This window comes from Arthrobacter sp. CAL618, from assembly GCF_000468215.1.
GTDB lineage: Bacteria > Actinomycetota > Actinomycetes > Actinomycetales > Micrococcaceae > Arthrobacter_D.
In genome coordinates this window covers 1-580 of record NZ_ASZW01000011.1, presented here as the reverse complement: position 1 = coordinate 580, position 580 = coordinate 1, and the positions used below count along the sequence as shown (strand labels likewise).

The window sequence follows — 580 nt, the reverse complement described above, 5'->3', positions numbered from 1 at the left end:
AAGGACAGCAGCAAAAAAGAAGGGGATTCTGCCGGTGGCGACGTAGGAGCCGGCGGCAGCACAGCCCGCAGCGCAGCGAAGGACCGCTTGGGGTGCAACCTGTGGAGCTAGAGTTCAGCCATGGAACAACAACCACAAAAGACGCCAGCATTGGCGACGAGGTTTGGGCTCGTCATCATCAATTTCTGGTTGATACTTGGCGTCGTACAAGTGGGACTGACCATATGGGGCGCAGCCGAGGGAGAAGACTGGGGCTTCAACCTGGCGCTCGGCCTCGTGTGGATTGGTTTGGCACTGGGTTGGGTAGTGGCAAGACGCCGGGCCATTCGAAAACACGAAGAGAGCTAACTACCCCGGTTCGATCTAGCCGCCTCATAGTCAGTGGGTTAGTTGGTGCGGCGACCCGCTACCCACGCCGTGACGGTCAGCACGAAGAAGACCGTGGCTTGTATGCAAAGATTCCCCAGCCACCTACGGACCCGAAAAAGAGGATCGGCTGTCAGAACGCTAGTAAGGCCTGTTTCTGCGGTGCGAGCTAGCGAGCACCGCTGTTTTGTTCGCCTGGTCCGGCTCCGTCCGG

Annotated in this window: 1 protein-coding gene; it reads left to right on the top strand. The window is 59.0% G+C overall.

All coding sequences use genetic code 11. The features are described from left to right. Positions 1-120: 120 nt before the first annotated feature. The gene (locus K728_RS0100220; protein WP_024475462.1) at positions 121-348 is read left to right on the top strand and encodes a hypothetical protein; all 228 of its coding nucleotides are present in this window, start codon (positions 121-123) and stop codon (positions 346-348) included. Positions 349-580: the final 232 nt, after the last annotated feature.

What these genes read in the sequence shown, in the direction of transcription:
- K728_RS0100220 (WP_024475462.1), top strand. Translation starts at nt 121, where the DNA reads ATGGAACAACAACCACAAAAGACGCCAGCATTGGCGACGAGGTTTGGG.